The following is a 26,643-nucleotide window of genomic DNA, read 5'->3' as shown; positions in this document are numbered from 1 at the left end:
TCGCGCTCAGGGGGATCCCCGGTACGTCACCCGCCTGAGGGAGGACAGCGGGGGCTTCGTACTCCATCGGTAGTAGGACTCATTGCGTGCTCAGGTACGACGACGGGAACAGATCCACAAGGCATCGTGTTGGTTATGAGAGCCAGCCGTTCGCCGCGCCGGGCCCCGCGCCCCCGCCTCACGCAGAGGAGCAGCTCATGAGCGCCCTCGCGTTGTCCGTGGTCCTGTCGCTCGTCTCCGCCGTGGCGTATGCCGGCGGGGCGATCGTGCAGGAGCGGGTCGCGGAGTCCTCGCCGGGCGAGGAGTACGCCCCGCTGCGTCGGCTGAGCTGGTGGGGCGCGGTGGCGTTGAACGGCCTCGGCGGCATTCTCCATGTGGTGGCGCTGGCCTATGGCCCGCTCAGTCTGGTCCAGCCGCTGGGCGCGCTGACCATCGTGTTCGCGCTGCCCATGGCCGCGCTGTTCGTCGGCCGCAAGGCCGGGGCGACGGCCTGGCGGGGCGCGATCATGGCGACGGTCGGTCTCGCCGGTCTGCTGTCCCTCGTCGGGGCGTCCGACGCGCAGTCGCTGAGCACCCCGCAGCGGGTGACGGTGGCCGTGTTCACCGCCGGTGCGGTCGTGGGCCTGATGATCGCCGCGCGGGCCGCGCATCGGCACCCGGCGGTCCGCAGCATGCTGCTGGCGACCGCGTCGGGCATCGCGTTCGGCATGTCGTCGGTGTTCACCAAGACCGTCGCCGTCGACTGGACCGGCGGCGTCTCGGCCGCCGACCTCCCGTCCCTGGCCGTGATCGGGGTGCTGGCCACGGCCGGCATGCTGCTGTCGCAGGCCGCCTACCGGGGTGCGGGCCTCGCGGCCCCGCTGGCGACGCTGACCGTGGTCAACCCGGTGGTGGCGGCCGCGGTCGGCATCACGATGTTCGGCGAGACCTTCCGCTACGGCACCACGGGCACCGCGCTCGCGCTGAGCTGCGGCGTGGTGGCGGCGGGCGGACTGATCCTGCTGACGACAGAGCGTCTTCAAAGCGGATCCCCGGTGGCCGGGCTTCCGGCTGCCCAGACTGCCCCGGCGCTGACGCCGGACCCCGACGACCTGACCCCGTCGGCGGGCCTTCCGAAGCAGCCGCGCCGGGAGGAGGCGCTCGCGGAGGCACTGGAGGAGGCCTTGGAAGACACGCTGGAAGAGGCCATGGAGGAGTCCTTGGAGGAGTCCTTGGAGGAACAGGCGAACCTGCCGGTGGCGGCGCAGGGAGCACAGCCACTGGTGCCGGCCCAAGCCGGTGAGACGGTCCCCGTCGAAATGCCGGCTGAGGACGAACCGCCGGTTCTCCTCCTCCACCACACCTTCCCCGGTGGCCTGTACGTCCCGGCGCCGATCCCCGACCGGCGCCGGGTGCGCGTCAAATCCTGACGCCGCCGGCCCTGAGATAGGCCACCGGGTCGACGTCCGTACCGAAACCGGGCCCCGTCCGCACCTCGAAGTGCAGATGCGGGCCCGTGCTGTTGCCCGTGGAGCCGGACCGGCCGATGCGCTGGCCGCCGCTCACCGACTGACCGTCCCGTACGGAGATCGCCGAGAGATGGGCGTACTGCGAGTAGCGGCCGTCGGCGTGCCGGATGACCACCTGGTAGCCGAAGGAGCCGCCCCAGCCCGCGCTCACCACCTTGCCCGCCGAGACCGCCTTCACGGACGTGCCGGTGGGCACCGGGAAGTCGACGCCGGTGTGGTAGCCCTTCGACCAGGAGGAGCCGCTCGCGTGGTACGGCGTTCCGGTGGCGGCGGTGACGGGCGCGACCAGGGAATGGCCGGTCGTCGCCTTGCCGTCGGTCTCCTTGGCCTTGGAGCTCTTGGCCGGCTTGCTCTCCTTCTTGCTTTCTTTCTTGCTCTCCTTGGCGCCCGAGGAGGTCTTGGGGGAGGTCTTCGGCGAGGTCTTCTGCTTCGCCGCCTCCTGCAGGCTGAGCCGCTGGCCGGGCAGGATCAGGTCCGGGTCGGCTCCTATGACCGTCCGGTTCGCCGCGTACAGCCCCTGCCAGCCGCCCTTGACCTCCTCCGTGTCGGCGATGCCCGAGAGGGTGTCGCCGCGGACGACCGTGTACACCTCCGCGGTGCCCGCCCGGGACTGGGGCGTGCTCTGGGGCCGTACGTCGTCCAGAGACGTCTTGGACGTCTTCGACGTCTTGGTGGACTTCTCGGCCGCCTTCGAGGCTGTGCCGTTCGGGTGGATGTCGGGCGCGTCGCCGCCCCGGCTCAGCCCGGCCCGCTCCGAGCACAGCGGCCAGGCGCCGGGGCCCTGTCCGTCCAGCACCTTCTCGGCCACGGCGATCTGCTGGTCCTTGGTGGCCAGATCCGCACGGGGCGCGTACCGCGTGCCGCCGTACGCCTCCCAGGTGGACTGGGTGAACTGCAGTCCGCCGTAGAAGCCGTTGCCGCTGTTGATGTTCCAGTCGTTGGTCGACTCGCACGCGGCGACCTTGTTCCAGGTGTCCACGTCGGCCGCCTGGGCGACTCCGGTGCCGATCAGCGGTATCGCCATGCCGGCGCCGCCCGCCGTGACGGTGAGTGAGGCGCGGTTGATCCTGTTCGGCTGATACCGGCGGTGCCGGCCGCGTACGGCCATGGAGATCCCCCATCGACATGCGTCAGGAGCCGCAAAAGTACGGGCTGCGAACTGGCCATGACAAGACCACAACCGGCCGCGTGGGCTCCGTCGGGAGCACGGGGAGACCCTGTCGGGAAACCGCTCGCGAAACCCGTCAAGATGGTCCTCAGGGACGGTGACGTATGGACCGTACTGACGGGCACACCTTTGGAGGAGCCAACCGTATGAGCACTTCAGCCCAGATCGGCGTCACGGGGCTCGCGGTCATGGGCCGCAATCTCGCCCGCAACTTCGCACGCAACGGCTACGCCGTCGCGCTGCACAACCGTACGGCGGCGAAGACGCACGCCCTGGTCGAGGAATTCGGCCACGAGGGCGAGTTCGTCGCGGCCGAGACCGCCAAGGAGTTCGTGGCGGCGCTGGAGCGGCCCCGCCGCCTGGTCATCATGGTCAAGGCCGGTGAGCCGACCGACGCGGTGATCAAGGAGTTCGCCCCGCTGCTCGAACCCGGCGACATGATCATCGACGGTGGCAACGCCCACTTCGCCGACACCCGCCGCCGTGAGAGCGAACTGCGCGAGCAGGGCATCCACTTCGTCGGGGCCGGCATCTCCGGCGGCGAGGAGGGCGCGCTGCACGGCCCGAGCATCATGCCGGGCGGCTCCCCGGAGTCGTACGAGTCGCTGGGCCCGATGCTGGAGAAGATCTCCGCCAAGGCGGCGGACGGCTCACCCTGCGTCACACACGTCGGCCCGGACGGCGCCGGCCACTTCGTGAAGATGGTCCACAACGGCATCGAGTACGCCGACATGCAACTCATCGGCGAGGCCTACCAGTTGCTGCGCGACGTCGCCGGGTACGAGCCGGCGCAGATCGCGGACATCTTCCGCACCTGGAACACCGGACGCCTCGACTCCTACCTGATCGAGATCACGGCCGAGGTGCTGTCCCATGTGGACGCGGCCACGGGCAGGCCCTTCGTGGACGTCGTCGTGGACCAGGCGGAACAGAAGGGCACCGGCCGCTGGACGGTCCAGATCGCGCTGGACCTGGGCGTGCCGGTCTCGGGCATCGCCGAGGCCGTCTTCGCGCGGTCGCTGTCGGGGCACGCGGCGCTGCGCGAGGCCTCGCGCGGCCTGGCGGGACCGAAGGCGTCGGCGCTGGGCGAGGCGGAGGCGCAGGCCTTCGCCGACCGGGTGGAGCAGGCGCTGTACGCCTCGAAGATCGTGTCGTACACCCAGGGCTTCCACGAGATCGCCGCGGGCAGCCAGGAGTACGGCTGGGACATCGACCTCGGCGCGGTCTCCGCGATCTGGCGCGGCGGCTGCATCATCCGCGCGGCCTTCCTGGACCGGATCCGCGCCGCGTACGACGCCCGGGCCGACCTGCCGAGCCTGCTGTCCGACGCGACGTTCGCCTCGGAGATCGCGGCGGCGCAGGACCCGTGGCGTGAGGTGCTGGTGTCGGCGACGCTTCAGGGGGTGCCCACGCCCGGCTTCGCGGCGGCGCTCGCGTACTACGACGCGCTGCGTGCGGAGCGGTTGCCTGCGGCGCTCACGCAGGGGCAGCGGGACTTCTTCGGCGCGCACACGTATCGGCGGGTCGACGGGGAGGGGTCCTTCCACACGCTGTGGGGCGGGGACCGGTCGGAGGTCTCCGCGTAGCGCCCAGCGGGTTGGGTGATTCCGTGGGGGCGCGGGTGCGCGTGGGTGGGGGTTGTTCGCGCAGTTCCCCGCGCCCCTTGGGGGTGTGCGCTCGTCGTCCGGGTGCACGTGGGTGGGGTCGGCCGCGCAGTTCCCCGCGCCCCTAGGGGGCGTCAGGTCAGGGGTGGGCCCGGTTCCGGGTCGGGGGTCGGTTCCGGGCCCGGGGGGATCGGGGAGGGGGACGGATCCGGGGGTGGGCCCGGTCGTGGGGGAGGGGTCGGTTCCGGGGCCGGGGGTGGCGCCGGGGTGGGTACCGGGGTGGGGAAGGGGTCCGGGGGGACCGGGAGCGGGGAGGGGAGTGGGTCGGTCATCGTGTCCTCCGGCCAGTTGTCGCGCTTGGCTCTGGACTACTCCCCCGCGTACCCGGAGCGGCCGCGGCCACTCACCCGGGTGGCCGAGGTGCCGCAGGCCGCGTCGGTCAGAACCGGCCGGGGTGCGCGCGCAGCCAGTCCTTGGCGGCGGCCAGCAGCGCGGGGTCGGCCGCGGGAGCCTCGTCGGGATGACGTGCGGCCCACTTCACGACGTACGGGCACAGGGGCGCCACGGGGACGCCCTCGCGCTCGGAGACGGCGTACAGCTCGCGCGCCAGCGACCCAGCGATGCCCTTGCCCTCGTGGGCGGGCTCGACGATGGTGTGCACCGGGACCAGCGCGCGCCCGGGCGACTCCAGGACGAAGTACTCGATGCGGCCCACGACTTCGCCGCCGTCGCCGACGGCTTCGAGGCGGCCGGCCGCCCGGTCGTCGCGGATCTCGATGTCGCTCATGGGCACTCCCGGTGCGAAGGCTGTTTCGGTCAGACCGACACCGCGTGCGGGCTGCGCTCCTGGTCGGAGCCCGGTACCGGCTGCGACGGGTCGGCCCCGAGGGCCACGATCCGGTTGTCGCGGTCCACGTGCACGACCCGTGGCTCCAGCACCCGCGCCTCGGCATCGGTCACCTGAGCGTAACTGATGATGATCACCAGGTCGCCGGGGTGGACGAGATGGGCGGCGGCCCCGTTGATCCCGACCACCCCCGACCCCCGCTCGCCCTCGATGACGTATGTCTCCAGCCGCGCCCCGTTGGTGATGTCGACGATGTGGACGAGCTCGCCGGGCAGCAGATCGGCGGCGTCCAACAGCTCGGCATCGATGGTCACCGATCCCACGTAGTGCAGGTCGGCCTGGGTGACGGTGGCGCGGTGGATCTTGGACTTGAACATGGTGCGCAGCATTTGGACTCCTGGAAGACGGCTCTCCGCCCGCTTTCTGCAGGTCAGAGGCACTCTTCACCGCACAATGACACGCCTGGACCCAAATATGTCTATGAAAATCAACACACAGCCGCAGGCAGGCTCCTCACCTGCAGCTCTCCCGGCCGCAGGTCACCTGCGGCCGGGGGCCGGGGGCATGGCTGCGATGCGGATGCGATGGCGGTCCTGGAGAGCCCGGCTGCGGCGCAGGTAGCTCATGATCGCGGCGAGTTCGTCGCCGGTGTAGGCGGCGATCTCGGCGGCGCCTTCCTCGGCGATGGGCCCGTAGATCTCCCAGGCCAGGCGGGCGGCTTCGGGGGTGATGCGGATCTGGGTTCTGCGACGGTCGTCCGGGTCCGGGGTGCGGGTCAGGTAGCCCAGGCGTTCCATGCGGTCGAGCATCGCGGTGACGCTGCCGGTGGTGAGGCCCAGAGCGGCGCCGAGCCGGCTCGGGGGCACGCTGTCCTGCCCGACCAGGATCTCCAGGCAGCGCAGGTCGGTGCGGTTGACACCGAGGAGTGAGGCGGCGGCCTCGTCCACAGCATCGAACGAGGCCTGATACGCCTGCGCCTCCTCGCCGAGCCGGGCGCGCAGTTCTTCGACGGACTCCACTGGTTCCCTTGACATTCAAGTAACACGACAATCAAGCTAAACATATCTCGACTATCAAGATAGTCGAATGCCGAGCGACTCGGGAGGGGTAGTCGTGGAGGGCAGGGTACTCAAGAGGGCTCTGGTCATCAGGAGTGGCGTCGCCGGTCCGGTGGCCGCTACGGCGTTACGGAGAGCCGTTCCGGAACCGACCGTGTGCGAGGCGCGCGCCGAGGCGGCCGGCGGACAGATCGGGGCGGATCCGACCGTGGCCGTGAACGGACTGCCGGCGTGATGCTCAAGGGGCGGGTCAGGGAACGTGAAGCCCTCAGTCGATTGGTTGCGGACCTGCGCGAGCGGTTGAGCGGTGTCGTCGTCCTGCGCGGTGACGCCGGGATCGGCAAGACCGTCCTGCTGGATCATGCGGCTGCGGAGGCCGCCGACCTGCGCGTCCTGCGGGTGGCGGGGGTGGAGGCGGAGTCCGGGTTCCCGTTCGCGGCGCTGCACCGTCTGCTCTTGCCGTTCCTGGACGGCCTCAAGGAGCCCGGCGCGCTGCCCGCGGCCCAGCGCGCGGCGCTGCGGGTGGCTTGTGGGCTGGCCGACGGCCCGGCCGCTGATCAGTTCCTGGTGGGGCTCGCGACGCTCAGTCTGCTTGCGGAGGCCGCGAAGCAACGACCTGTGCTGGCCTGCGTCGACGATGTCCAGTGGCTCGACAAGGAGTCCTTGGGCGTGCTCGCTTTCGTCGGTCGGCGGGTGCGCGCCGAGGGCATCGGTCTGCTGTTCGCCGCTCGGACCGGTTTCGACGCACCTGCGGGCATTCCCTGCACCGAAGTCGCCGGGCTGGAGGAAGAGTTCGCTTTGGAACTGCTGCGGGAGGCCGTCCCCGGACAGCTCGACGCCCGTGTCGCGTCGCGAATCGTGGCCGCCACGGCCGGGAATCCGCTGGCACTGGCCGACCTGGGCCAGGAGCTGTCTGCCGACCAGCTCTCCGGAGGGCTCGCACTGCCCGAACCGCTGCCTGTGGGCGGCAGACTGGAGGCGCACTACCTCCAGCAGGTCCGTGAGCTGCCGGAGCCGACGCAGACCTGGCTGCTGCTCGCCGCCGCCGAGCCGGGCGGCGACCTGAGGTACCTCACGAGCGCGGCAGGCCGGCTCGGGATCGACGCGGAGGCCTCCGGCCCGGCCGAAACCGCGCGTCTGGTGGTGCTGCACGCCGCCGCACAGTTCCGCCATCCGCTGGTGCGGTCGGCGGTGTACAGCGGCGCCACCAGCGTCGAGCGAAGGCGGGCGCACCACGCGCTGGCCCAGGTCACTGACCGCCCGGCCGACGCCGACCGGCGGGCGTGGCATCTCGCCGCGGCCGCGATGGGGACGGATGCCGCCGTCGCCGCGGAGGTGGAACGCGTGGCCGACCGGGCGGGCGCGCGGGGTGGCTACGCCGCGCGCGCCACCTTCCTGACCCGGGCAGCCGAGCTGACGCCCGAAAACGACGTACGAGAGGGGCGCCTGCTGGCGGCGGCCGAGGCAGCGCTGCGGGCCGGGGCGCCGCTGCAGGCGGAGTCGCTGCTGGACGGGATCGACGGGGAGCTGCTCGGCGAGGTCGGCCAGGGCCGGGCACTGCTCGTCCGGGCGAACACGGGCATCGCGCTGGGCCGCGCGGATTCGTTCGCGCAGGCGCCGGCGCTGTGCGCGCGCGCCGCCCGATTCCTCTCCGACGGCGCTCCGGACCTGGCTCGTGAGGCGCTTCTGAGGGCGATCGACCGCGTCATCACCGCGGAGCACCTCATACGGGACACGACGCCGGCCGAGATCGCCCGGGCCGTGGAGACGCTCGTGCCGCGCACCGGTGAGGCGACCGGCGTCGACCTCGTGCTGCGCGGCTTCGCGGTCCTGGCCACCGACGGCTACGAACAGGCCGTACCGCACCTGCGGCGGGCCTGCGCCATGGTGCTGGACCCGGACACCCCTGAGGAGGAGGTGCTGCGCGCCTATCTGCCCGCCGTCACCCTGTCGATGATCCTGTGGGATGAGCAGACGCACACCGCTGTCATCGGGCGGGCGGCCGACGTCGCCCGGCGGACCGGCTCCCTCTGGCAGCTGGACTCCGCGCTGTACTGCGCCACGATGTCCAAGACCAATCTCGGCGAACTGGCCGCCGCCGACGAGCTGTTGGCCGAGGGCCACCAGATCCGCGCGGCGATCGGCGCGAACGACGACGTGTGGGCCATCTACCGGCATCCCGAACTGCTCGCCTGGCACGGAGAGCACGACGACCTGGACGCAGTGCTGCGCGGCTCGATGGAGGCCGGCGCCTGGCTCGGAAGCGGCGCGGTCGAGTCCGTCGCCCGCATCGGCATGGTGGTGCTGGCCCTGAGCCGCGGCGACTACGCAAAGGCGCGCACCGTCGCGCACGAACTGATCGAACAGGACGTGCTCGGGGTGCACTCCCGGCTGCTCCCCTGCCTTGTCGAGGCCGCCGTACGCTGCGGCGACCGAGTCCTGGCGGCAACCACGCTGGCCACGCTGGCCTCCCGGGCAACGGCCTCCGGCACGCCCTGGGCCCTGGGCCTGCTGGCCCGCTCGAGCGCCCTGCTCGCGGCTGTCGACGACGCCGAGCCGCTGTACGACGAGGCGATCACCCTCCTGTCGGGCACGAGAGCCCGCTCCGATCTCGCCGTCGCCCACCTGCTGTACGGCGAGTGGCTGCGCCGCCGTAAGCGGCGCAAGGACGCCCGCGAGCAACTGCGTACGGCCGTCTCGATGTTCGACGCCATGCGGGCCACGGGATACGCGGCGCGCGCCGCTCAGGAGCTCGCCGCCACCGGAGCGCACCCCCAGCGCGGGACGGCCGGGACGACGAGCAGGTTGACCCCACAGGAACTCCAGATCGCCCGCCTGGCCAAGGGTGGTGCGACCAACGCCGAGATCGCCGCGCAGCTGTACATCAGCGCCAGCACCGTCGACTACCACCTACGGAAGGTCTTCCGGAAGCTCGACGTGACGTCCCGGCGGCAACTCCACCACGCGTTCGACGACTGAATGCGGCCACGCCTACGCGCTCCACGGGATTCGAGGACCGTCCGTCCTGGCCGAGGCTGGGGCGACCGAACAGATCCTGCAGACGGGAGCACGCCATGCCGTATGTCACCGCAAGCGACGGAGCGCAGATTTTCTACAAGGACTGGGGCACGGGCCGGCCGGTCGTGCTCAGCCACGGCTGGCCGCTGAACTCGGACAGCTGGGAGGCGCAGCAGCTGTTCCTCGCGGCGAACGGCTTCCGCGCCATCGCCCACGACCGTCGTGGGCACGGCCGTTCCGACCAGACGTGGCACGGCAACGAGATGAACACCTACGCCGACGACCTCGCCACCCTCATCGACACGCTCGACCTGCGCGACGCGACGCTCGTCGGCTTCTCCACGGGCGGCGGGGAAGTCGCCCGCTACATCGGGCGGCACGGCACCGCCCGCATCGCGCAGCTCGTGCTGGTCTCCGCCGTACCGCCGTTCATGCTCAAGACCGACGACAATCCCGGTGGTGTACCCGTCGAGGCGTTCGACGCGATCCGCGCCGGGTCGCTCGCCGACCGCTCACAGCTGTACCGCGATCTGGCCGACGGCCCGTTCTTCGGCAACAACCGGCCCGGCGCCGACGTGTCCCAGGGCATCCGGGACGCTTTCTGGCGCCAGAGCCTGCAGGCCGGACACCGAGGCGCCTACGAGTGCATCGCGGCCTTCTCGGCCACCGACTTCCGCGCCGACCTGGACGCCTTCGACGTGCCCACGCTGGTCGTCCACGGCGACGACGACCAGGTCGTGCCCTTCGATGTGGGCGGCAAGGCGTCGGCGGCCCGCATCAAGAACGCGACGCTGAAGGTCTACCCGGGCGCGCCGCACGGGATCACGGACACGCACAAGGAACAGCTCGGCACCGACCTGCTGGACTTCCTCAACTCATGACCACAGAAGGAACCACCGCATGATTCCCGAAGGTCAGCCCCGCCGCCGAGTTCTCGGCGGGCTGCTCGCGGCGGGAGCGGTCACGCTCGGCGCCGCCCCCGCCCCCGCCCCCGCTTCCGCCCGCTCGGGCGGCGGCACGAAACCGACCGTCGTGCTCGTGCACGGCGTGTTCGCCGACTCCTCCGGCTGGAACGACGTCATCGCCCGGCTGCTGAAGGCCGGATTCCCGGTCATCGCCCCGGCCAACCCGCTGCGCGACCTGGCGGGCGACTCGGCGTACGTCGCCGGCGTCGTCGACACCGTCCCCGGCCCGGTCATTCTGGTCGGTCACTCCTACGGCGGCGAGGTCATCACCAACGCCGGACGCGATCGCTCCCATGTCAAGGCGCTGGTGTACGTCGGGGCCTTCGCGCCCGACGAGGGCGAGAGCGCGTTGCAGCTCGCCGACATGTTCCCGGGCAGCAAGCTGAAGGACGCGCTGGTGACCCGCCCGTTCCCGCTGCCCGACGGCACGACCGGCACCGACGGCTACATCGACCAGGCGAAGTTCCACGAGGTCTTCGCCCAGGATCTGCCGACCTCCGTGACGCGGCTCATGGCGGCCACCCAGCGCCCCGGCAGCGTGGGCGGGTTGGCTTCCGGCAGCGGCGTACCGGCCTGGCGGAGCCTGCCGTCCTGGTACGTGATCCCGACCGCCGACAACGTCATCCCGGCCGCGGTGCAGCGCTTCATGGCCGAGCGCGCCGGGAGCACGACCGTCGAGGTGAAGGGCTCCTCCCACGTCGTGATGATGTCGCACCCCGACATCGTGGTCCGCCAGATCCTGGCCGCCCACCGCGCCACCCGTTGACGTCCTGGAAGGAACATCGATGAGCGCACCGGACACCATCGTCCTGATCCACGGCTTCTGGGTGACGCCGCGCAGCTGGGAGCACTGGATCGACCGCTACGAGAAGCAGGGCTACCGCGTGCTCGCGCCCGCCTACCCCGGCTTCGAGGTGGAGGTCGAGTCCCTGAACGCCGACCCGACCCCGATCGAGAAAGTGACTGCCCCGCAGATCATGGAGAGCCTGGCGAACGTGATCCGCGGACTCGACAGACCGCCCGTCCTGATCGGCCACTCCGCGGGCGGCGCGTTCACCCAGGTCCTGCTCGACCACGGCTTCGGCGCGGCCGGAGTGGCCATCAACTCCGCGCCCACCGAAGGCGTGAAGGTGACCCCGCTGAGCCAGGTGAAAGCGACCTTCCCCGTGCTCAAGAACCCCGCCAACCACCACAAGGCGGTCGGCCTCACCCCTGAGCAGTGGCATTACGCCTTCACCAACACATTTCCCGAGGACGAGTCCCGGGCGCTCTACGAGCGTTACGCGATTCCCGCGTCGGGCCGCATCCTGTGGAACAGCGTGCTGGCCAACCTCCAGCCCGGCCACCAGGACATCTGGGTGAACTACCACAACGACGACCGTGCACCGCTGCTGTTCCTCTCCGGCGAGCTGGACCACCTCATGCCGCCCAAGGTCCAGCAGTCCAACGCCCAGCACTACAAGTCGAACACCGTCACCGAGGTCAAGGTGTATCCGGGGCAGCCGCACCTGATGCCGGCCTCCCCAGGCTGGGAAGAGATCGCGGACTACGCACTGTCGTGGGCCTTGTCGCACGCCCGCTAGCCGAACCACCACGCCCGGGACGGTCATACCCGCCGTCCCGGGCCACCGGAAGGGATCACGGCATGACCGACGTCCGCGTCACCCACATCGGCGGCCCGACCACACTGATCGAGGTAGGCGGCTGGCGACTGCTGACCGACCCGACGTTCGATCCGCCGGGGCGCCGCTACTCGTTCGGCTGGGGCACGTCCTCCCGCAAGGCGTCCGGCCCCGCCCTCGCCGTCGCGGACGTGCCGCCGGTCGACGCCGTCCTGCTCAGCCACGACCACCACGGCGACAACCTCGACACGGCCGGGCGCGCCCTGCTGCCGACCGCAGGTGCCGTACTCACCACGTCGTCCGGAGCACGACGACTGGGCGGCAACGCTCGTGGCCTGGCGCCCTGGACGGCCACGCGCCTTCAGGCCCCTGGTCGCACGACGATCGAGGTCACCGCGACCCCCGCCCGCCACGGACCGCCGCTGTCCCGGCCGATCACCGGGGACGTCATCGGCTTCGCGCTCCGTTGGAAGGGACAACAGCACGGTGTGCTCTGGATCTCCGGAGACACCGTCCTTCACGACGGCGTACGACACGTTGCCCGCCGCCTTGACGTGGGGACCGCCCTGTTGCACATGGGCGGCGTGCGCTTCCCGCTGACGGGCCCGATCCGGTACACGATGACGGCCGCTCAGGCTGTGGAGCTGTGCCGTCTGCTCACCCCGCGAACCGTCTTCCCCATCCACTACGAGGGCTGGCACCACTTCCGCGAGAACCGCGATGCCATCGAACGGCACCTGGCCTCGGCCCCCGCCGACATCCGGGACCGCTTCCGCTGGCTGCCCGCCGGAACGGGCGTCGACGTCAGCGTGTGACGGCGACGCCGACCAGCGTACGCAGCTGTCCGCTCCGGGCACTGTGGCCCGTGCCACGTCAGCTGCCGTCCAGGAACCGGAAGAGCTCCTCGTCGGTCGCCGCCGTGACGTCGAGTCTCGGCTCGGGGTGGTCGGTGGAGTCGCGGTACGCGCGTACCTTCGCCAGGAGGCTCTCGATGCGGTCGGTGACCTCGTCGCCGTCCGGGCCGGTGACCGCGGACAGGGTCAGGGCGGACTCGACGCGGGCGAGTTCGGCGAGCACCGAGCCGGTCGGGGCCGGGGCTCGGGCCCCGAGTTCCCGGATCAGCTCGCGGGTGACGGCGGACGCCGTCGGGTGGTCGAAGACCAGCGTCTGGGCGAGTCTGAGGCCGGTCTCGGCGCTGAGGCGGTTGCGGAACTCCACGGCGGACACCGAGTCGACCCCCAGCTCGGAGAACGCGCGGTCGGGTTCGATCGCGCGTCCCGTCGGGTAGTCCAGGACCTCTGCCATCTGGGTGCTCACCAGGTCGAGCAGCACGTCGAAGCGCCGGTCCTCCGGCAGGCCGGCCAGTCGGTCGAGGACCGGGCCCGAGCGGGTGGACGCCGAGCGCGGGGTGCGGCGTACGACTCCGCGGCCGGCGAGTCGGCGCAGGATCGGGGGCACGTCCGACTGGGCGCGGGTCGAGGCGAGGTCCAGGGTGACCGGGACGAGCACCGGCTCTTCGAGGCCCAGCGCGGCGTCCAGCAGGGCGAGGCCCTGTTCCGACGAGAACAGACTCACCCCGAGCCGGCCCAGCCGGGCCAGGTCCACGTCGGAGAGCTGCTCGGTCATCGTGCTGCGTTCGGCCCACATGCCCCAGGCCAGCGAGACCCCGGCCAGCCCCTGGGCCCGCCGGTACTGTGCGAGGGAGTCCAGGTAGGCGTTGCCCGCGGCGTAGTTGGCCTGGCCCGCCGGGCCGATCAGGCCGGACATCGAGGAGAACAGCACGAACGCCGACAGGTCGAGGTCGCGGGTCAGCTCGTGCAGGTTCCAGGCGGCGACCATCTTGGGGCCCAGCACGGTGTCGAGGCGCTGCGGGGTCAGGTCGGTCAGGACGCCGTCGTCGACCACGCCCGCCGCGTGCACGACGCCGGTCAGCGGGGTCTCGGCCGGGATGTCGGCGAGCAGCCGGGACAGCGCGGCCCGGTCGGCCGTGTCGCAGGCGGCCAGGACGACCTCGGCGCCCAGCCCGGTCAGCTCGGCCGCCAGGTCCACGCCCCGGGGGGAACCGGCCCCGGCGCGGCTGACGAGCAGCAGCCGCCGCACGCCGTGGGCGCTCACCAGGTGCCGTGCCACGACACCGCCGAGCATGCCGGTGCCGCCGGTGACGAGCACCGTGCCGGTGCCGAACGCCGCCGGTGGGGCGGCGCCGCTGCCGACCTCGGCCCGGACCAGTCGGGGCACCAGCACCCGGCCCTTGCGGACCGCCAACTGCGGCTCCAGGGCGACCAGCGCCGCCACCGCGTCCCACGGCACCGGCTCGGCGTCCACGTCGATCAGCCCGAACCGGCCGGGGCTCTCGGTCTGCGCCGACCGCACGAGACCCCACACGCCGGCCTGGGCGAGCCCGCCGACCCGCTCCCCCGGCTCGGCGCCGACCGCGCCCTCGGTGACCAGCACGAGCGTGCCGGAGGCGAACCGCTCGTCGGCGAGCCACTCCTGCATGACGGCGAGCACCGCGCCGGTGACCTGCCGGGCGTCCGGGCCGGCCGGGCAGCGCAGGAACACCACCTCGGGGTCGGCGGGGAGGTCCGGCGTGCCGTTCGCGAGCGTCCAGCGGACGCGCTCGGCCGGCTCGGCGGGCACCGCCGACCAGTCCACCCGGAACATCGACTCCGCGGGCCCGCCCGAACCGGTCGTCGGCAGTTGACGGAACCGCAGTGCTTCGACCGACGCCACCGGCGCACCGGCCGCGTCGGCGAGCTGTATCGTCACCGCGTCCTCGCCGGCGGGCGCCATCCGCACCCGCAGCACGGACGCCCCGACCGCCGACAGGGACACCCCGGACCAGGCGAACGGCAGGACGGCGCCGTCCATCCCGTCGAGGAAGCCGCCGTACCAGACCGTGTGCAGCGCAGCGTCCAGCAGCGCCGGGTGCAGGCCGAAGCGGTCCGCGTCGGCCGCCGGCTCCGGCGGCAGGGCGACCTCGGCGAACACCTCGTCGCCGCGCCGCCACAGTCCCGTCAGGCCCTGGAAGGCCGGGCCGTAGTCGTAGCCACGGGCGCCGAGGTCGGCGTACACATCGCCGACGGCGATCTCGTCCGCGCCTTCCGGTGGCCAGTGGGCGGCCTCGAACTCCGTCGGTCGGGGCGCGTCGGCCAGCGAGCCGTCGGCGTGCCGGATCCACTCGCCGCCGTCCGGCTGGGCGTGCACCGACACCGTCCGGTGGCCCGACTCGTCGGCGTCGCCGACCATGACCTGGATCCGGGCGCCGGTGCGCTCTCCCAGCACCAGCGGTGTGTGCACGGTCAGTTCGTCGAGCAGGTGGCAGCCGAGTTCGCGGCCGGCCCGCAGCGCCATCTCCACGAACGCCGCGCCCGGCACGATCACCCGGCCCAGCACCGCGTGGTCGGCCAGCCAGGGCTGGGTCTCCAGCGAGAGCCTGCCGGTCAGCACCGTCGCGCCGGACTCCGGCAGGGTCAGCACGGCGCCGAGCAGCGGGTGCTCCCCGGCGGCCAGACCTGCGGCCCGCAGGTCGCCCGGCTGCGTAGCGACGTCCATCCAGTACCGGTCGCGCTGGAAGGCGTAGGTCGGCAGGTCCACGGCGGTCGCACCCGTGCCGGCGAACGCCTGGGGCCAGTCCACCTCCATGCCGTGGACGTGCGCCGCGGCCAGCGCGGCGAGCGCGGTGGCCGGTTCCGGGCGGTCGGCGCGCAGCACCGGCACCGCGACCGGCAGCGCGTCGCTCTCGGTGAAGCAGCCCTCGGCCATGGTGGTCACCGCGGCGTCCGGCCCGACGCCGACGAACCGGGTGACGCCGTCCTCGCGCAGTCGGCGCACCGCGTCGGCGAACCGCACCGGCTCGCGGACCTGGCGCACCCAGTACTCCGGTGAGCGCAGTTCCTCGGCCGACGCCGGCTCGCCGGTGAGCGTGGACACGATCGGCAGCACCGGCTCGTGGAAGGTCACGTCGGCGAGCAGCGCGCGGTAGGGCTCCAGCATCGGGTCCATCAGGGGCGAGTGGAACGCGTGGCTGACCCGTAGGCGCTTGGTCCGTCGGCTCAGGGACGCGAAGTGCTCGGCGCAGCGCAGCACCGCGTCCTCCTCGCCCGACACGACCACCGACCGCGGGCCGTTCACGGCGGCGATACCGGCCGCGCCGATCCCGCCCGTGTCGTCGCCTGTCAGCGCCGACGCGACCTCGTCCGCGGTCGCCTGGATCGACGCCATCGCGCCGCCCTCGGGCAGTCGCTCCATCAGCCGGCCGCGCGCGGCCACCACCCGGCAGGCGTCCGGCAGCGTCCACAGCCCGGCGACGAACGCCGCCGACAGCTCGCCGATGGAGTGCCCGGCCAGCGCGTCCGGCCGTACGCCCCACGAGCCGAGCAACCGGGTCAGCGCGACCTCGACCGCGAACAGCGCGGGCTGCGCCCAGCCGGTGCGGTCCAGCAGTTCCGCCCCGCCCGAGTCCGAGTCCGAGTCCGAGTCCGTCTCCGTCTCCCCGAGCAGTACCTCGCGCAGCGGGCGGTCCAGGAGGCCGTCGAAGCCGGCGCACACCTCGTCCAGGGCCGCGGCGAACACCGGGAACGCCGCGTGCAGTTCGCGGCCCATGCCGAGTCGCTGGGTGCCCTGTCCGGCGAACAGGAAGGCGGTGCGGCCGGGGCGGGCGACGCCCCGCACCACACCGGAGGCCGTGTCGCCGTGGGCGACGGCCCGCAGGGCGGCGAGCAGCCCGTCCCGGTCCGCCGCCACGACCGCGGCGCGCTGTTCGAACACCGTCCGGGTCGTGGCCAGCGTGAACGCGACGTCGAGCGGGTCCAGGGCGTCCGCGGCGGGCAGCAGCCGTTCGGCCTGGCCGGCCAGTGCTTCGGGCGTCCTGCCGGACAGCACCAGCGGCATGAGCGGCTGCGGCATACGGGCCGCCGCCGGCTCGGCCTGCTCGGCGTGCTCGGTCGGCTCGGCCCGCTCGGGGTCCGGCGCCTGTTCCAGGATCACGTGCGCGTTGGTGCCGCTGATGCCGAACGACGACACGGCGGCCCGTCTCGGCCCGTCCGTCACCGGCCACTCGCGCCGCTCGGTCAGCAGGTCGACCGTCCCCGCCGACCAGTCCACGTGCGAGGACGGGGTGTCCACGTGCAGGGTCTTCGGCAGCACGCCGTGGCGGAGCGCCAGCACCGTCTTGATGACGCCGCCGACCCCGGCCGCCGCCTGGGTGTGTCCGATGTTGGACTTCAACGACCCGAGCCACAGCGGACGTTCGCGGTCGACGCCATAGGCGTCCAGGACGGCCTGCGCCTCGATGGGGTCGCCGAGGCTGGTGCCGGTGCCGTGCGCCTCGACCGCGTCCACGTCCGACGGGGACAGCCCGGCGTCCTCCAGCGCCTGGCGGATGACGCGCTGCTGGGACGGTCCGTTCGGGGCGGTGAAGCCGTTCGACGCGCCGTCCTGGTTGACCGCGCTGCCGCGCACCACGGCGAGCACCGGGTGCCCGAGCCGCCGTGCGTCCGAGAGCCGCTCCACCAGGAGCATGCCGACGCCCTCGCCCCAGCCGGTGCCGTCGGCGGCGTCGGAGAAGGACTTGCAGCGCCCGTCCGGGGACAGCCCGCGCTGGCGGCTGAACGCGACGAGCATGCCCGGGGTGGACATCACCGTGGCGCCGCCGGCCAGCGCCAGCGTGCACTCCCCGCGGCGCAGCGACTGGACCGCCAGGTGCAGCGCGACCAGCGACGACGAGCAGGCCGTGTCGACGGTGACGGCGGGCCCCTCGAAGCCGAAGGTGTACGCGATCCGTCCGGAGGCGGCGCTGTTCGTGGTGCCGGTGAGCAGGTGCGCCTCCGCGCCGCCGACGGCCTGGTGCAGCCGTGGGCCGTAGTCCGCGGCCATGGCCCCCGCGAACACCCCGACCCTGGCGCCGCGCAGTGCCGCGGGGCGCAGCTCGGCCCGCTCCAGCGCCTCCCACGAGGTCTCCAGCAGCAGCCGCTGCTGCGGGTCCATCGCCACCGCCTCGCGGGGCGAGATCCCGAAGAACTCCGGGTCGAACTCCGTGGCCCGGCGCAGGAATCCGCCGCGCCGGGTGTAGGTGCGGCCCGGGGTGTCGGGGTCCGGGTCGTAGAGCGCCTCCAGGTCCCAGCCCCGGTCGGCGGGGAACTCGGTGATGGCGTCCTCGCCTGCGTCCAGCAGTCGCCACAGGTCCTCGGGCGAGTCGACGTCGCCGGGGAACCGGCACGCCATGCCGATGACGGCGACCGGTTCCGAGCCGGACTGCTCGGCGTCCCGCAGTTGCTGTCTGGTCTGCTGCAGCTCGGCCGTGACCCGCTTGAGGTACTCGACCAGCTTCTCTTCGTTGCTCACGGGTCCTCCGTCAGGGCATGCCAAGTTCGCCGTCGATGAGGTCGAAGAGCTCGTCGAGCTCCAGCCCGTCCAGCTCACGGGCCGGCCGCGCGGGCTTCGCGGTCGGGTCGGTCGGAGAGGTCTGCCGGGTGGCGCCGGTCGGATCGGTCGGGCCGAGGGCGGCGCCGAGATGGGCGGCGAGGGCCGTCGGCGTCGGGTAGTCGAACACCAGGGTGGCGCGCAGGCGCAGGCCGGTCGCCGCCCCCAGCCGGTTGCGCAGGTCCACCGCCGTCAGCGAGTCGAACCCGAGTTCCTTGAAGGTACGGCCGGGGTCGACCGCGCCGGGTGTGCCATGGGCCAGTACGCCGGCCGTGTGCTCGCGCACCAGGCCGAGCAGGGCCTCCGCCCGGTCGGCCTCGGACATCCGGGCCAGGCTGTCGCCGAGCGGCGCGGCGCCGCCCGGCCCGCCCGCGGCGGCGGCCTCCGCCCGCCGGACCCGGTCGCGGACCACCCCGCGCAGCAGCGCCGGCACGACGCCCTGGGCGCGCACCGCGGCCGGTTCGAGCCGGGCCGGGACGAGCAGCGCCTCGCCGGAGGCGAACGCGGCGTCGAACAGGGCCAGTCCGTCCGCCGTGGACAGCGGGGCGAGGCCCGCCCGGCGCATCCGGCTCAGGTCGGCGTCCGCGAGGTGGCCGGTCATGCCGCTGGCCTCGGCCCACAGGCCCCAGGCGAGCGACACGGCCGGCAGGCCCCGCGCGGCGCGGTGTTGGGCCAGGGTGTCCAGGTAGGCGTTGGCGGCGGCGTAGTTGGCCTGGCCGGGCAGGCCGAGGATCCCGGCGACCGAGGAGAAGAGCACGAACATCGACAGGTCGAGCCCTTGGGTCAGCTCGTGCAGGTTCAGGGCGGCGTCGACCTTGGGCCGCAGGACGCGTTCGAGCTGCTCCGGCCGCATCGCGTCGACGACGCTGTCGTCGAGGAGCCCGGCGGCGTGCACCACACCGGTCAGCGGGTGTTCGGCGGGGATCGACGCCAGCAGCGCGGCCAGCGCCTCCCGGTCGGCCGTGTCGCAGGCGGCCACGGTGACCGTCACGCCCGACTCGGTCAGCTCCGCGGCGAGTTCCGCGGTGCCGGGGGCGTCCGGCCCGCGTCTGCTGGTGAGCAGCAGGCGGGTCACTCCGTAGCGGGAGACCAGGTGCCGGGCGAACAGGCCGCCCAGGGTGCCGCTCGCGCCGGTGAGCAGCACCGTGCCCGCCGTGAGGTCCCGCCGGGTCGCGGGCGCGCCGGTGATCCTGGCCAGCCGGGGCACGACGGGCCGTCCCTTGCGGACGGCGAGCTGCGGCTCGCCGGTGGCCAGGGCGGCCGGCAGCGCCGCGACCGACGCCTCGTGACCGTCCAGGTCGACGACGACGAACCGGTCCGGGTGCTCCCGCTGTGCCGAGCGGACCATGCCCCACACCGTGGCGCCCGCCGCGCCGAGGGCGTCCGTCTCGGCCGGCTCCACGACCACCGCGTTCCGGGTGAGCAGCACCAGCCGTGCGCCGGCGAACCGCTCGTCGGCGAGCCACTCCTGGATCAGTCGCAGCGCCCGGCCGGCCACGGCGTGGGCGCCGCCCGCGGTGGGCTCCCCGGTCAGCGCGGCGAACACCGTCTCCGGTACCGGTCCGTGGTCGGCGAGCGCGCCGAGATCGGCGTGGGAGGGCGCTCCCCCGCGGGCGACCCCGAGTTCGTCGGCGCCGACGACCGCCCAGGGCCGGGGGTCGAAGGAGGTCTCGGGCGCCTGTGTCTCGGCCCAGTCCACCCGGAACAACGCGTCCGGGGCTCCGGCGGCGGGCGCGCCGGCCGGGAGCGGTCGCAGCGCCAGCGACTCCACGGACGCCACCGGCGCCCCGGTCGCGTCGGCGAGCCGCAGCGAGACCGTGTCCGGGCCGTCCGGCGAGATCCGCACGCGCAGTGCGGACGCGCCGGTGGCCCGCAGCGACACGCCCTGCCAGGAGAACGGCAGCCGGCAGTCCGAGCCGTCCGCGACGGCGGCGTGCAGCGCGGCGTCCAGCAGTGCCGGGTGCAGCCCGAACCGGCCGGCGTCCGCCTCGATCTCCTTCGGCAGCGCCACCTCGGCGAAGATCTCCGTGCCCCGCCGCCACCAGGAGCGCAGGCCCCGGAACGAGGGGCCGTAGCGGTAGCCGAGTTCGGTCCAGCGCTCGTACCCGCCGTCCCACTCCACCGCGACCGCGCCCGGCGGCGGCCAGGAGGTCAGATCGAACTCCTCGGCCCGGTGGACGGTTCCGTCGGCGAGCAGCCCGCTCGCGTGCCTGCGCCACTCGCCGGAGCCGTCGGCCGGGCGGGCGTGGACGGCCAGTTCACGACGGCCGGACGCGTCCTGCTCGCCGACCGTGACCCGGATGTCGACCGCGCCGTGCGGCGGCAGGACCAGCGGCGTCTCGCAGGTCAGCTCCGCCACCTCGGCGCAGCCTGCCTCGTCGCCCGCGCGGACGGCCAGCTCGACGAAGGCGGCGCCGGGAAGCAGCACCGACTCGCCGAGCCCGTGGTCGCCCAGCCACGGCTGGGCCCGCAGGGACAGCCGGCCGGTCAGGACGAGGCCTCCGGAACCGGGGAGTTCGACGACGGCGCCGAGCAGCGGGTGGTCCGCCGCGACCAGTCCCGCCGCCGCCACGTCCGCCGTGTCGCCGGCCGGCGTCGGTTCGAGCCAGAAGCGCCGCCGCCGGAACACGGAGGTGGGCACGTCGATCTGCCGGGCGCCGGGGAAGACGGCCCGCCAGTCGGGGTTCACGCCACGTGTGTAGGCGCCGGCCAGCGAGGTCAGGAACCGCTCCAGGCCGCCGTCGTCGCGGCGCAGGGAGCCGACGGCGACCGCGTGCTCCGTCACGTCCTCGACCGCCGCCGTCAGCACCGGATGCGGGCTGACCTCGACGAACACCGAGTGCCCCTGCTCGGCGAGCACTCCGACCGTCTCGGCGAAGCGGACCTGGCGGCGCAGGTTGCGATACCAGTAGCCGCCGTCCAGGCCGGTGGTGTCCAGCAGGCCGGCGGTCACCGTCGAGTAGAACGGGATCGTCGACGGACGGGGGGTCAGCCCGGCCAGGACGGTGGCCAGTTCGTCCGCGATCCGCTCCACCTGCGCCGAGTGCGAGGCGTAGTCCACCGGTAGCCGCTTGACCCGCACCTCGGCGGCCTCGCACTCGGCGACGAGTTCGTCCAGTGCGTCCAGGTCGCCTGCGACGACGACGGATCCCGGGGCGTTGACCACGGCCACCGAGATCCGGCCGTCCCACCGGGCAAGGCGTTCGGCGGCCTCGTCCTCGGACTGGGCGACCGAGACCATCCCGCCGGCGCCGGACAGCGCCAGGATGGCCCTGCTGCGCAGGGCGACGACCTTCGCCGCGTCCGCGAGGTCGAGCGCCCCGGCGACGCAGGCGGCCGCGATCTCGCCCTGCGAATGACCCACCACCGCGGCGGGCCGCACACCGTAGGAGCGCCAGAGGGCGGCCAGCGACACCATCACCGCGAACAGCGCGGGCTGGACGACGTCCACCCGCTCCAGTGCGTCGGCGTCGCGCAGCACCTCGAACAGGTTCCAGTCGACGTAGGGAGCGAGGGCGTCCGCGCAGGCCTTCATCGACTCGGCGAACACCGGTGCGCAGTCCAGCAGTTCGGCCGCCATCCCGGTCCACTGCGCACCCTGGCCGGGGAAGACGAACACCACCCCGCCCGCCTCCCGCGCGGTGCCGCGCACCACTCCGGGCGCCTCGGCGCCGGCGGCGAGCGCGGTCAGGCCGCGGCGCAGCGCGGGCAGGTCCGCGGCGACGACGGCGGCGCGGTGCGGCAGGCCGGCGCGGGCGGCGGCCAGCGAGAACCCGGTGTCCGCCGGGTCCAGCCCGGGATTGGCGTCCACGAAGGACAGCAGGGCGGCGGCCTGGGCCGCCACCGCGTCCTCGCCGGTGGCGGAGAACGCCCACGGCAGCACGGGAGCACCGGGCGCGGCGGGCACGACGGACGCGACGGGCTCCGACTGCGGCTCCGGCGGGGCCTGTTCGATGATCACGTGGGCGTTGGTGCCGCTGATGCCGAAGGAGGACACCGCGGCCCGGCGGGCCCGGCCGGTCCGCGGCCACTCCCGCGCCTCGGTCACCAGCTCCAGCGCGCCGGCGGACCAGTCGACGTGCGGGGTCGGCTCGTCGACGTGCAGGGTCCTCGGCACCACCCCGTGCCGCAGCGCCTGCACGGTCTTGATGACTCCGGCCACCCCGGCGGCGGCCTGGGTGTGGCCGATGTTGGACTTCAGCGACCCCAGCAGCAGCGGGCGGCCCGGCTCCCGGTCGCGGCCGTAGGTGGCGGCGAGCGCCTCGGCCTCGATCGGGTCGCCGAGCGTCGTCCCGGTGCCGTGCGCCTCGACGACGTCCACGTCCGCCGTGGACATCCCGGCGCCGGCGAGCGCCTGCCGGATCACCCGTTCCTGGGCGACCCCGTTGGGCGCGGTGAGCCCGTTCGACGCCCCGTCCTGGTTGGTCGCGCTGCCCCGCACCAGGGCCAGCACCCGGTGGCCCTCGCGGCGCGCGTCCGACAGCCGTTCGAGGACGACGATCCCCGCGCCCTCGGACCATCCGGTGCCGTCGGCGGCGGCGGAGAACGCCTTGCAGCGGCCGTCCTCGGCCAGTCCGCGCTGCCGGCTGAACTCCACGAACATCCCGGGCGTGGACATCACCGCCACGCCGCCGGCGAGGGCCAGCGAGCACTCCCCGGCGCGCAGGGCCTGCGCGGCGAGATGCAGCGCGACGAGCGACGAGGAGCAGGCGGTGTCCACGGTGACCGCGGGACCCTGGAGCCCGAGCGTGTAGGCGATCCGGCCGGACGCGACGCTGATCGTGCTGCCGGTCAGCCGGTAGCCGTCGGACTCGGCGTGCGCGGCGTCCAGCCGGGGGCCGTAGTCCTGTGCCATGGCCCCGACGAAGACGCCCACGGGCGTGCCGCGTTGGCCGCCGGGGTCGATGCCGGCCCGTTCCAGCGCCTCCCAGGACGTCTCCAGCAGCAGCCGCTGCTGGGGGTCCATGGCGAGCGCCTCCCGCGGCGAGATGCCGAAGAACTCGGGGTCGAACTCGTCGGCGTCGTGCAGGAAGCCGCCGTGCCGGGTGTAGGACGTGCCCGCCCGGTCCGGGTCGGGGTCGTGGAGCCGGTCGGTGTCCCAGCCGCGGTTGGCGGGGAACTCCGAGATCGCGTCGGTCCCGTCCATGACCAGCCGCCACAGGTCGTCCGGGGAGGCGACGCCGCCGGGGAGCCGGCAGGCCATCCCGACGATCGCGATCGGATCGTCGGCACCGGCGCGGACGGCGAGGGCGGCGGGGACGGCGGGATCGGCGGCGGTGGTCTGCTCGTCGCCCGAGGTCGACGTCCGCAGGTGGTCGGCGAGTTCGGCCGGGGTCGGGTGGCCGAACAGCACGCCCGTGGGCAGGGTGCGTCCGATCGCCGCGCTGAGCCGGTCCCGCAGCTCCACGGAGGACAGCGAGTCGACGCCGAGTTCCTTGAAGGTCGTGCCGGCGTCCACCGCGTCGCCGCCCGAGTAGCCGAGCACGACCGCGAGGGTCGACCGGACCAGCCCGAGCATCTCGGGCCGGGCAGGAGCCGCGGCGGCCGTCGCCGCGGGTCCCGGCTCGGCGGCCGCGACCCGGTCGGCGGCCCGATCGGCGGTCCGGTCGGCGGTCCGCACGGCCGCCCCTTCGGCGGGCTCGGTGAGCCAGTGGCGCTCGCGCTGGAAGGCGTAGGCGGGCAGGCCGACGGTGCGGGCGCCGCGCAGAGCGAACACCCGGGACCAGTCCACTTCGACACCGCGCACATGCAGTTCGGCGAGCGACGCGAGGAAGCGTCTCGGGCCGCCCTCGCGCCGCCGCAGCGAGCCGGTGACCACGCCGGACTCCAGCCCGGCCTGCTCCGTCGTGTCCCGCAGGGCCGGCAGGAGCACCGGATGCGGGCTGCACTCGACGAACACCGTGTGGCCGTCGCGCACCAGCGCCTCGGTGGCCCGCTCCAGCTCGACGGTCTGCCGCAGGTTCCGGTACCAGTACGCGGCGTCCAGCCCGGCGGTGTCCATCGGCGCGCCGGTGACCGTGGAGTAGAACGGCACGGGCGACGACATCGGCCGGATGCCGTCCAGCACGGTGAGCAGGCGCTCGCGGATCTGTTCCACCTGGGGTGAGTGGGAGGCGTAGTCGACGGCGATCCGTCGGGTCTCGACGCCTTCCGCGGTCCACCGCTCGACCAGTGCGTCCAGCGCCTCGGGGTCGCCGGAGAGCACCACCGACGAGGGGCCGTTGGCGGCCGCGACCGAGACCGCGCCGTCTCCCTCGGCGAGCCGGTCGCGGACGTCGTCGGCCGACAGCAGCACCGACACCATCGCGCCCTGCCCGGACAGCGCGGAGAGGGCCTGGCTGCGCAAGGTCACCACCCGCGCGGCGTCCTGCAGCGACAGGGCGCCCGCCACGCACGCGGCGGCGATCTCGCCCTGGCTGTGCCCGACCACCGCCGCCGGCTCGACCCCGCAGGAGCGCCAGAGGGCGGCCAGCGACACCATCACCGCGAACAGCGCGGGCTGGACGACGTCCACCCGCTCCAGTGCGTCGGCGTCGCGCAGCACCTCGCTCAGCGACCAGTCGACATGGGGTGCGAACGCCTCCTCGCAGGCGCGTATCGACTCGGCGAACTCCGGTACGTCGTCCAGCAGTCCGACCGCCATGCCCGCCCACTGCGCTCCCTGCCCGGGGAAGGCGAAGACCACCTTCCCGGCCGCCGTGGTCTGTCCCTCGACGACGCCGGCGACGGCCCTGCCGTCGGCGAACGCGGCGAGCCGGTGCAGCAGTTCGGCGCGGTCGTCGCCGACGACGACGGCACGGTGGCGGAAGGCGGTCCTGGTGGTGGCGAGGGAGAGGCCGATGTCCGCGGCGGGCTCGGTCCGGTCCTCGACGAAGGACAGCAGCCGGGCGGCCTGGGCGCGGAGCGCCGCGTCGGTGCGGCCGGAGAGCGGCCACGCCAGCGCGCCGGCCGCCTCGGGCGTACGGGTCGCGGGGCCGGTCGACGGGCCGGTCGAAGGGGGTTCGGCGACCACCAGGTGGCAGTTCGTGCCGCCCATGCCCCACGAGCTCACGCCGGCCACCAGCGGCCGGTCCGGTTCCGGCCACGGCGTCAGCTCGGTCTGCACCGTCAGCCCGAGGTCGTCGAGGGGGATGTCCGGGTGCGGGGTTGCGAAGTTCAGGCTCGGCGGCAGCATCCGGTGCCGGATGCCGAGCGCCACCTTGAGCAGCCCGGCGATGCCGCCGGCGCCCTCCAGATGCCCGATGTTGGTCTTGACCGAGCCCACCCGCAGCGGTGCGTCCGGCTGCCGCGCGCGCCCCAGTGCGGCGCCGAGCGCGGCGGCCTCGATCGGGTCGCCCACCTTGGTGCCGCTGCCGTGCAGCTCCACGTACTGCACGTCCCGCCGTGCGACGCCGGCCCGCCGGTACGCCTGCCGGACGACGTCCTCCTGCGCGGACCTGCTCGGCACGGTGAGGCCGGTGTGCTCGCCCTCCCCCGCGCCGTCGTTGTTCACGGCGCCGCCGGTGAGGACGCAGTAGACGTCGTCGCCGTCGGCGAGCGCGGCGTCCAGCGGTTTGAGGACGACGGCCCCGCCGCCCTCGCCGCGCACGAACCCGTTGGCCCGCGCGTCGAAGGTGAAGCACCGGCCGTCCGGTGACAGGCCGCCGAACCGCACGGCGCCGAGGGTCGTCTCGGCCAGGATGTTCAGGTTCACGCCCCCGGCGACGGCGACCGCGCAGTCGCCGCGGCGCAGGCTCTCGCACGCCAGTTGGACGGCGACCAGCGAGGAGGACTGCGCGGTGTCGACCGTCAGGCTCGGTCCGCGCAGGCCGAGGTGGTGGGAGATCCGGTTGGCGATGATCCCGCGGCGGGTACCGGTCATGGTGTGCCGGCCGATGCCCGCGTCGCCGAGCCGGTCCTGGAGTGCCGCGTAGTCGTCCCACATGGCGCCGACGAACACCCCGGTGTCGCCGCCGCCGAGTTCGGCGGGGACGATCCGCGCGTCCTCCAGCGCCTCCCAGGCGAGCTCCAGCATGAGGCGCTGCTGTGGGTCCATGGCGGCCGCCTCGCGCGGTGAGATCCCGAAGAATCCCGCGTCGAAGCCGTCGATCCCGTCGAGGAATCCGCCGAGGCGGTGCGGCAGTGCGGCCCCGGGCCAGCGCCCTCGGGGAGCCTCGCGTACGGCGTCGGTCCCGTCCCGCAACAACCGCCAGAACGCGTGGCCGTCGCCGGCCCCGGGCAACCGACAAGCCAATCCCACCATGGCGATCCGTCTCATGTCCACAGTCAACAATGGGGGTCGCCGATATGGCTTGTTTCACCGACCCAAAATGCCGGTGTAAATCTGGTGGCCGATAACAGTCTGGACTGATCGACATTGAGCTGCGCACAAAAAGATGCATCGGCATTGGGCCGCGGACATCGAATTGTTTCGACCGCGGCACAATGCCG

General features: G+C 73.4%; 13 protein-coding genes. 7 read left to right on the top strand and 6 right to left on the bottom strand.

All coding sequences use genetic code 11. The features are described 5' to 3' along the window. The first annotated feature begins 197 nt into the window (after positions 1-197). Positions 198-1,409, top strand: coding sequence for a DMT family transporter (locus tag ABZ725_RS05175; protein WP_358801402.1), 1,212 nt, complete (start codon positions 198-200; stop codon positions 1,407-1,409). On the opposite strand, the gene ABZ725_RS05170 is transcribed toward ABZ725_RS05175, so the two are convergent. Next, the gene (locus ABZ725_RS05170) at positions 1,399-2,616 is read right to left on the bottom strand and encodes a transglycosylase family protein (RefSeq protein ID WP_358801401.1); all 1,218 of its coding nucleotides are present in this window, start codon (positions 2,614-2,616) and stop codon (positions 1,399-1,401) included. The two genes, ABZ725_RS05175 and ABZ725_RS05170, sit on opposite strands and share 11 nt — an antisense overlap. Positions 2,617-2,822: 206 nt before the next feature. On the opposite strand from ABZ725_RS05170, the gene gndA reads away from it, so the two are divergent. Continuing rightward, on the top strand, positions 2,823-4,262 hold the full coding sequence (gene gndA, locus ABZ725_RS05165) for an NADP-dependent phosphogluconate dehydrogenase (RefSeq protein ID WP_358801400.1): 1,440 nt from the start codon (positions 2,823-2,825) through the stop codon (positions 4,260-4,262). A gap of 457 nt (positions 4,263-4,719) precedes the next feature. Here gndA and ABZ725_RS05160 read toward each other — a convergent pair whose 3' ends face one another. From ABZ725_RS05160 to ABZ725_RS05150, 3 genes are all read right to left on the bottom strand, one after another. Further along, positions 4,720-5,067, bottom strand: coding sequence for a GNAT family N-acetyltransferase (locus ABZ725_RS05160; protein WP_358801399.1), 348 nt, complete (start codon positions 5,065-5,067; stop codon positions 4,720-4,722). A gap of 29 nt (positions 5,068-5,096) precedes the next feature. Further along, positions 5,097-5,516 (bottom strand): aspartate 1-decarboxylase, encoded by a 420-nt coding sequence (panD, locus tag ABZ725_RS05155; RefSeq protein ID WP_351913958.1) that lies wholly within the window; start codon positions 5,514-5,516, stop codon positions 5,097-5,099. 150 nt (positions 5,517-5,666) lie between these two features. Further along, entirely contained in the window at positions 5,667-6,146 is a 480-nt protein-coding gene (locus tag ABZ725_RS05150) for a MarR family transcriptional regulator (RefSeq protein WP_358801398.1), read from the bottom strand. Between the two features lie 273 nt (positions 6,147-6,419). Here ABZ725_RS05150 and ABZ725_RS05145 point away from each other — a divergent pair, with 273 nt between their 5' ends. The 5 genes from ABZ725_RS05145 (at position 6,420) to ABZ725_RS05125 (ending at position 12,605) form a co-directional block, all read left to right on the top strand. Next, positions 6,420-9,164 carry an AAA family ATPase gene (locus ABZ725_RS05145; protein ID WP_358802046.1) on the top strand — a complete coding sequence of 915 codons (2,745 nt, stop codon included), beginning with the start codon at positions 6,420-6,422 and terminating at the stop codon, positions 9,162-9,164. Between the two features lie 95 nt (positions 9,165-9,259). Continuing rightward, entirely contained in the window at positions 9,260-10,084 is an 825-nt protein-coding gene (locus tag ABZ725_RS05140; protein WP_358801397.1) for an alpha/beta hydrolase, read from the top strand. Between the two features lie 19 nt (positions 10,085-10,103). Then, positions 10,104-10,934: an alpha/beta hydrolase gene (locus tag ABZ725_RS05135; RefSeq protein ID WP_358801396.1), complete on the top strand. Its 831-nt coding sequence runs from the start codon at positions 10,104-10,106 to the stop codon at positions 10,932-10,934. A 19-nt stretch (positions 10,935-10,953) separates the two neighbouring features. Beyond that, the gene (locus tag ABZ725_RS05130; protein ID WP_358801395.1) at positions 10,954-11,751 is read left to right on the top strand and encodes an alpha/beta hydrolase; all 798 of its coding nucleotides are present in this window, start codon (positions 10,954-10,956) and stop codon (positions 11,749-11,751) included. Between the two features lie 62 nt (positions 11,752-11,813). Beyond that, complete coding sequence (locus ABZ725_RS05125) at positions 11,814-12,605, top strand: MBL fold metallo-hydrolase (RefSeq protein WP_358801394.1); 792 nt, start codon at positions 11,814-11,816, stop codon at positions 12,603-12,605. 58 nt (positions 12,606-12,663) lie between these two features. Here the strand turns inward: ABZ725_RS05125 and ABZ725_RS05120 are convergent, their stop codons facing one another. Both ABZ725_RS05120 and ABZ725_RS05115 read right to left on the bottom strand, forming a co-directional pair. Further along, the gene (locus ABZ725_RS05120; RefSeq protein WP_358801393.1) at positions 12,664-18,135 is read right to left on the bottom strand and encodes a type I polyketide synthase; all 5,472 of its coding nucleotides are present in this window, start codon (positions 18,133-18,135) and stop codon (positions 12,664-12,666) included. 10 nt (positions 18,136-18,145) lie between these two features. Then, positions 18,146-26,470 (bottom strand): type I polyketide synthase, encoded by an 8,325-nt coding sequence (locus ABZ725_RS05115; protein ID WP_358801392.1) that lies wholly within the window; start codon positions 26,468-26,470, stop codon positions 18,146-18,148. Between the last annotated feature and the right edge of the window lie 173 nt (positions 26,471-26,643).

This window comes from Streptomyces sp. NPDC006872, assembly GCF_040635845.1.
GTDB lineage: Bacteria > Actinomycetota > Actinomycetes > Streptomycetales > Streptomycetaceae > Streptomyces.
This window is presented reverse-complemented; position numbering and strand designations above follow the sequence as displayed.